Source organism: Mycobacterium sp. UM_11 (genome assembly GCF_001414075.1).
In the GTDB taxonomy this organism is placed as follows: domain Bacteria; phylum Actinomycetota; class Actinomycetes; order Mycobacteriales; family Mycobacteriaceae; genus Mycobacterium.
Genome location: NZ_LATC01000029.1, coordinates 42,385 through 49,157 on the forward strand (window position 1 = coordinate 42,385; position 6,773 = coordinate 49,157).

General features: G+C 72.8%; 8 protein-coding genes. 4 read left to right on the top strand and 4 right to left on the bottom strand.

Annotated elements, in window-relative coordinates; all coding sequences use genetic code 11:
- Positions 1 to 6 precede the first annotated feature (6 nt).
- Together WU80_RS10070 and WU80_RS10075 are read left to right on the top strand one after the other, a co-directional pair.
- The gene (locus WU80_RS10070; RefSeq protein ID WP_369808506.1) at positions 7 to 363 is read left to right on the top strand and encodes a hypothetical protein; all 357 of its coding nucleotides are present in this window, start codon (positions 7 to 9) and stop codon (positions 361 to 363) included.
- Positions 364 to 431: 68 nt separating this feature from the next.
- Positions 432 to 1,718, top strand: coding sequence for a hypothetical protein (locus WU80_RS10075; protein ID WP_369808507.1), 1,287 nt, complete (start codon positions 432 to 434; stop codon positions 1,716 to 1,718).
- Here the strand turns inward: WU80_RS10075 and WU80_RS10080 are convergent.
- From WU80_RS10080 to WU80_RS10095, 4 genes are read right to left on the bottom strand one after another with little or no spacing between them, the layout of a single operon-like run.
- Positions 1,715 to 2,224: a 2'-5' RNA ligase family protein gene (locus WU80_RS10080; RefSeq protein WP_055404187.1), complete on the bottom strand. Its 510-nt coding sequence runs from the start codon at positions 2,222 to 2,224 to the stop codon at positions 1,715 to 1,717. The two genes, WU80_RS10075 and WU80_RS10080, sit on opposite strands and share 4 nt — an antisense overlap.
- Complete coding sequence (bioD, locus tag WU80_RS10085; protein WP_055404186.1) at positions 2,224 to 2,904, bottom strand: dethiobiotin synthase; 681 nt, start codon at positions 2,902 to 2,904, stop codon at positions 2,224 to 2,226. Before bioD ends, WU80_RS10080 begins: the two co-directional genes overlap by 1 nt.
- Positions 2,901 to 4,049 (bottom strand): 8-amino-7-oxononanoate synthase, encoded by a 1,149-nt coding sequence (locus WU80_RS10090; RefSeq protein WP_055404185.1) that lies wholly within the window; start codon positions 4,047 to 4,049, stop codon positions 2,901 to 2,903. Before WU80_RS10090 ends, bioD begins: the two co-directional genes overlap by 4 nt.
- A 4-nt stretch (positions 4,050 to 4,053) precedes the next feature.
- Positions 4,054 to 5,370, bottom strand: a complete 1,317-nt coding sequence (locus WU80_RS10095) for an adenosylmethionine--8-amino-7-oxononanoate transaminase (RefSeq protein ID WP_055404184.1) — start codon at positions 5,368 to 5,370, stop codon at positions 4,054 to 4,056.
- Between the two features lie 62 nt (positions 5,371 to 5,432).
- Between WU80_RS10095 and WU80_RS10100 the strand changes: the two genes are divergently transcribed.
- Together WU80_RS10100 and ripD are read left to right on the top strand one after the other, a co-directional pair.
- Positions 5,433 to 5,867 carry a hypothetical protein gene (locus WU80_RS10100; RefSeq protein WP_055404183.1) on the top strand — a complete coding sequence of 145 codons (435 nt, stop codon included), beginning with the start codon at positions 5,433 to 5,435 and terminating at the stop codon, positions 5,865 to 5,867.
- Between the two features lie 319 nt (positions 5,868 to 6,186).
- A partial coding sequence (gene ripD / locus WU80_RS10105) for an NlpC/P60 family peptidoglycan-binding protein RipD (RefSeq protein ID WP_156371785.1) occupies positions 6,187 to 6,773 on the top strand: 587 nt, incomplete at its 3' end.

The window sequence follows — 6,773 nt, forward strand, 5'->3', positions numbered from 1 at the left end:
ATGGGAATGCGTAGCGCCCTGGCCGCGGCGTGGGTGGCGATCCTGGCGTGGGCGCTGATCGGCTGTGGCGGTTCGCAGCAGCAGGCCCCGGCCGCGGGTCCGACGGTCGACGTCACGATCGCCAAGGGGCAGGTGACACCCACCAACGCCACGCTGCAGGCCAAGGTGCACCAGCAGATCACCCTGCGCGTGACCAGTGACGCCGCCGACGAACTGCACGTGCACTCGACGCCCGACCACAAGTTCCCGGTGGCCGCGGCGCCCAACCAAACCTTCCAGTTCGCCGTCGACGTACCCGGCAACGTCGAGGTGGAGCTGCACCACCTCGACCGCACGATCGCGACCATCCAAGTCCAACCGTGAGCGCGGGCGGCGCGACCGCGGTACTCGCGCACGGGCTCGGCGGATCCGGCGACCTTCCAGTGCCGTACATGTACGCGATGGTCGGCGCGGCGTGGGCGCTGACGTTCACCTTCGCGCTGGTCGCCTTCGCGTGGCGGCGGCCGCGGTTCGATCCGGGCAAGCCGGGCCGCCCGCTGCCTTCGGCGGTCACCGCCGTCGTCGACGCCCGGGCGACGCGGTGGACGGCCGCCGCGCTGGGTCTGGTGTTCGCGGCGTGGGCGGTGGCGGCCGGGGTGTGGGGTCCGCGATCGGAGACCAACGCCCTGCTCGGCGCGTTCTACGTGCTGCTGTGGGTCGGGCTGGTGGCGCTGTCGCTGCTGTTCGGGCCCGTCTGGCGGGTTCTCTCGCCGATGCGGACGGTGTACCTGCTGCTGTGCCGCGCCACGCCCGAGCGCCTGCACTCGCCGCGGTTGTCCTATCCCGAGGGCTGGGGCTACCGCCCGGCCGCGCTGGGCCTGTTCGCGTTCGTCTGGATGGAATTGGCCAGCCCGAACCCGGCATCGCTGCCGTGGGTGCGGGCGTGGCTGGCCGGGTACGCCGTGGTCATGCTGGTGGGCGCCTGGTTGTGCGGCCAGCGCTGGCTGGCCCGCGCCGACCCGTTCGGGGTGTACAGCATGGCGGTGTCGCGTCTGTCGCCGTTTCGCCGCAACCCCGAAACCGGGCGCATCGTCGTCGGGAACCCCCTCGACCATCTGCCGTCGCTGCCCGTGCGCCCCGGCGTGGTCATGGTGCTCGCGGTGCTGCTCGGGTCCACGGCGTTCGACAGTTTCTCGGCGTCGCCGACGTGGCGCGGCTTCGCCGACAAGGCCTCCCGCGGCATCGGCCTGGCGCCGGCGGCGTCGTCGTCGCTGCTGCGGACGCTCGGGCTGATCGTCTTCATTTCGGTTGTCGCCGTGACCTTTTCGCTTGCCGCGCGCGCGACGGGCGGCGTCGACTCCGAGCGGCGCCGCGCGCTGCCGGGCCAGCTGGCGCATTCCCTGATCCCGATCGTGGTGGGCTACATCTTCGCCCACTACCTGACCTACCTCGTCGAGCGCGGGCAACAGGCCGTGATCGCGCTGGCCGATCCGTTCGGCCGCGGCTGGGGCGGGCTGGCGCACCAGCAGGTGGCCTACGTGCTGTCCACCCATCCGCCGGTCCTGGCCGGGATCAAGGTGGCCTGCGTGGTGACCGGCCACATCCTCGCGGTGATCGCCGCCCACGACAAGGCCCTGCGGCTGCTGCCGAGCGGCCATCAGCTCACCGGGCAGTTGACGATGATGCTGGTCATGGTGGGCTACACCTTCACCGGGCTGTACCTGCTGTTCGGCGGCTAGCCGATCAGGTGGTCGGTCTTCTTTTCCCCGTTCCAGTGCCGCAGGGCGGCGAAGCTGCCCTCGATGAGCGGGGGGCGCCCCGCGATGCGCAGCGCGCGGCTCAGCGCCGGTCCGCCGACGCGGCGGGCCAGCGTGACGTGCGGCGTCCACTGGCCGGGCAGGCTGGTGGGCGCCGGCGCGGGGGCCAGGTGCTCCCCGGCCAGCCGGTGCACCTCGGCATGGAACTCGAGCAGCGCGGCGCTCGGCACGACGAGCCGGGCCAGGATCGCGTTGGAGCGCCCGAGCAGCAACGACGCGCCGATCCCGCAGCCCACCGGCAACCGCTCGGTCAGCGGGCGCAGCGCGGCGTCGGCCTCGTCGGCGATGCGGTCGGCCACCGCGAGCGTGACGTGTGGCCGCCCGGCCGGCGCCTGGCTCGGAATCCCGGCGTCGGCCAGGGCGTCCCACAGCCCGCGGATGGTCGCCTCGGTCTCGCCGTCGAAGAGCAGCTCGATGGAATGCACCATCAGCGGACCAGCGCGGTGACCCAGTCGCGGTCGAACGCCGCGGCGCTCATGTCCGCGAACTGTGCGGCGCCCATCGATCCGGCGCCCGCCGGCAGCGCGGCCCGCACCGCACCCAGCCGGGCCAGGGCGGAGCGATTCGACGTTTCCACCGGACCGGGGTTGCCCGGCCAGCTCCCGATCACCAATCCTGCGCACGAAACATTGTGCGCGGCAAGCGCTTCCAGAGTGAGCGCGGTGTGGTTGAGGGTGCCCAGTTCCGCACTGACCGCGACCAGCGCCGCGGCCCCCAGCTGGACGGCAAGGTCGCGCAGGGTGACACCCGCGGCGGCGAGCTCGACCAGCAGCCCGCCGGCGCCCTCGACCAGCGTCAGCCGCCCCGGGCGGTCCAGGCCGGCCACCAGCCGCAGCAACTCGTCGCCGGTCGGCAGGGCCGCGCCAGCCTGCTCGGCCGCGGCGGCCGGCGCGAGGGGCTGCGGGTAGCGGGCCAGCCCGGCCAGTTGGGTGACGCCGGACAGCCGGGCGACCTCGGCCAGGTCGTCGTCACCGGAGGCGGTGCCGGTCTGGACCGGCTTGCACACCGCCACGTCGACGCCGGCCCGGCGGGCGTGACAGGCCAGGGCGGCGGTGACGACGGTCTTGCCGACCCCGGTGCCGGTCCCCGTGATGACCAGGACGGTCAAGGGCGCGCCACAGCGAGCACGTCGGCGAACACCCGCCGGGCGATGTCGAGTTCGGCCGCGTCCAGCGACGCGCGCGCGGTCAGCCGCAACCGCGACGTCCCGGCGGGCACCGTCGGGGGCCGGAAGCAGCCCACCTTCACGCCGGCGTCCAGGCAGGCGGTCGCGGCGGCCAGCGCCACCTCCGGGTCCCCCAGGATCACCGACACCACCGCCGACTGCGGGGCCTCGGGGACGTCGCAGACGTCGGCCAGGACGCGGGCGTGCCGCAGCACGGCCTCGGGTCGCCACGGTTCGGCCCGCAGCACGTTCAGCGCGGACCGCGCGGCGCCCACCGCCGCGGGCGCCAGGCCGGTGTCGAAGATGAACGTCCGCGCCGCGTCGATCAGGTGCGCCCGCACCGCCGCCGGCCCGAGCACCACGCCGCCCTGGCTGCCCAGCGCCTTGGACAGCGTCGTGGTCATCACCACGTCGGGGGCGCCCGCCAGCCCGAGCTCGTGCAGCAGCCCGCGCCCGGCGCCGCGCACGCCCAGGCCGTGTGCCTCGTCGACGAGCAGCAGCGCGCGGTGGCGGCGGCACACCTCGTGCAGCTCGCGCAGCGGCGCCAGGGCGCCGTCGGCGCTGAAGACCGACTCGGTGATGACGACGGCGCGCTCCTCGTCGCGTCCGGCGAGGGCCGCCTCCACGGCGTCGACGTCGCGGTGTCCGGTGACGGCCACGCGGGCCCGCGACAGCCGGCAGGCGTCGACCAGGGACGCGTGCGAGAGCGCGTCGGACACCAGTAGCGAACCCCGGCCGGACAGACCGACGACCGCGCCGAGGTTGGCCGCGTAGCCCGACGAGAACAGCAATCCCGAAGCGGCGCCGACGTATTCGGCGAGCTCGGACTCGAATTGCTGGTGCAGTTCGGTGTCGCCGGTGACCAGGCGCGAGCCGGTGGCCCCGGCGCCCCACATGCGCAGCGCCGCGATGCCGCCGTCGATCACGTCGGGGTGCTGGGACAGGCCGAGGTAGTCGTTGGACGCCAGGTCGAGCTCGGTCGCCACGGCGGGGCGCGGCCGCAGCGAGCGACGCAGCCCGGCCTCGCGGCGCTGGCGCTCCACCGCCTCCAGCCAGGCCAGCGGGGAAGTCTCGATCGGTGCCCTCATCGCCCTAAAGACTACGAGAGCCGGTGAGCCGGGCCACCTCGACCATCGCCGAGGTGATCTGGGCGATCTCGGCGGCCGGGCAGATGTAGGGCGGCATCGCGTAGACGAGGTTGCGGAACGGACGCAGCCAGACGCCGCGATCCAGCGCGGCCGGGGTGGCGACGGCCAGGTCGACCGGGCGGTCGCACTCGATGACGCCGATCGCCCCGCGCACCCGCACGTCGGTCACGCCGGGCAGCGCCCGGGCGGGTTCGAGCCCGGCGGCCAGCCCGGCGGCGATCTCGCCGACCCGCGCGCGCCAGTCCTGGCCCAGCAGCAGCTCGACGCTGGCCACGGAGACCGCGCAGGCGAGCGGATTGGCCATGAAGGTGGGGCCGTGCATCAGCGCGCCGGCCTCGCCGGCGCTGATGGTGTGCGCGATGTCGGTGGTGCACAGCGTGGCCGCGAGCGTGACGTACCCGCCGGTCAGCGCCTTGCCGACGCACATGATGTCCGGGCTCACCCCGGCGTGGTCGGCCGCGAACAGCTCGCCGGTGCGGCCGAAGCCGGTGGCGATCTCGTCGAAGATGAGCAGCACGCCGTGCCGGCGGCAGAACTCGCGCAGGTCGCGCAGGTAGCGGGGGTCGTGGAAGCGCATCCCGCCCGCGCCCTGCACGACGGGCTCGACGACGACGGCGGCCAGCTCGTCGGCGTGCGCCGCCAGTTGTTGTTCGAATGCCGCGCTGTAGGCGGGGTCGTAGTCGCGCGGCACCTGCGGGGCGAACACCTGGCGGGCCAGGATGTCGGTCCACAGGGAGTGCATGCCGCCGTCGGGGTCGCAGACGCTCATCGGGGTGAAGGTGTCCCCGTGGTAGCCGCCCCGCCAGGTCATCAGCCGGTGCTTGGCGGGCCGGCCGCGGCTGCGCCAATACTGCAGCGCCATCTTGACGGCGACCTCGACCGACACCGACCCCGAGTCGCTGAAGAACACCGTGTCCAGGCCCGGCGGGGTGATCTGCACCAGCAGCTGCGCCAGCCGCGCGGCCGGTTCGTGGGTGAGCCCACCGAACATGACGTGGTTCATCGTGGCCAGCTGGGCGGTCAGCGCCGCGTCCAGGGCCGGGTGGCCGTGTCCGTGGATGGCCGTCCACCAGGAGCTCATCGCGTCGAGCGCGTCGATCGGCTCGCCGTCCCGGATCAGGGTCAGCCGGGCGCCCCGGGCGGCGACCGCCACCACCGGTGCGACGGCCTCGCGACCGATTGTGCTGTAGGGGTGCCAGACGTGCGCAGCGTCGATCGCGCTGATCTGCTCGGGCGTCAACCCGGCCCTCGCCGCAGGCATAGTGATCGAGGGTAAAGCAGCCGAGTCGCACAAATTCCGGCCATCGGGGAGCATGGGAGCCGATGGCTACGCCGCATCCGCCGGGCAATCCCGCCGCGGACACCGATTCCCCGCTGGTCGACTACGACGACGAAGCCCCGCGGGTCATTCGGGTGCGGCTGGCCGCGTGGGACGTCGTCTGCACGGTCGCCCTGTTGGCCCTGCTCATCGTCCTGGCCACCGCGACGACCTGGCCCACCCGGCTGTTCGGCTTCCTCGAGCACGTGTGCGCCGACGAGACCTGCGGGCCGGTGCCGTTCGGGGTCGACTACTACATCCGCCCGGTGGTGTGGGGCGGCATCGGCGCGGCGATCGCCGCCGCCGTCGTCGGCCCGCTCGTTTCCATCCTGAAGGGCTGGTTCATGTCCTTCTGGCCGGTGCTGGCCCTCACGCTGCTCATGGTCAGCTCCGTCGCCGGCTCGATCCTGACAACCTTTAGCGAACGCTATTGGATGTAGGCGCACCGCCGCCGCGGCCCGGGCCTCGCCGCTTTCACTGAGACCCAAATCACAACGGCGCATACGGAATTGGGTCACCCAGTCACCGTCCGGTCACGGTACGACAAAAAATCCCCCGGCGGCCTGGCGGCTAATAACTTCTGTTGTCAGAGTGGCTTTAGTGACTGATGTGAAACAGGGGCTTTGACCCGCTGTCACATCCGCAAGCGTCATGCAGCGGCGTCGGCCCCAACGTGGGGGTCCCGCCCGGGTCATGAACAGGCGGCCCAGGCGTGAAGTCACCGCGCCGAGGCCCGTGAGCCCCTGAGAGGCCAGAACAATGAAACGCATCTACGCCTTCGCGATCGGTTTGGCGATGCTCGCGGCGCCGGTGGCGGCTCCGCTGATCGCGTCCGCCGACCCGGGCACCCGGCCGATGGACTACCAGCAGGCCACCGACGTGGTGATCGCGCGCGGGCTCTCCCAGCGCGGCGTGCCGTTCTCCTGGGCCGGCGGCGGCATCAACGGGCCCACCCGGGGCACCGGGACGGGCATCAACACCGTCGGGTTCGACGCCTCCGGCCTGATGCAGTACGCCTACGCCGGCGCCGGCATCAAGCTGCCGCGTTCGTCCGGGGCGATCTACCGCGTCGGCCAGAAAATCCTGCCCCAGCAGGCGCGCAAGGGCGACCTGATCTTCTACGGGCCCGAGGGCACGCAGAGCGTGGCGATGTACCTGGGCAACAACCAGATGCTCGAGGTCGGCGACGTCGTGCAGGTCTCGCCGGTACGCGCCAACGGCATGACGCCGTACATGGTCCGCGTCCTCGGCGCCGACTCGGCGCCGGTCCAGGCGCTGCCGCAGCAGGTCCCGGCGCAGCTGCCGGCGCAGCAAGCCCCGCTACAACCTGTCTCTTATACACATCT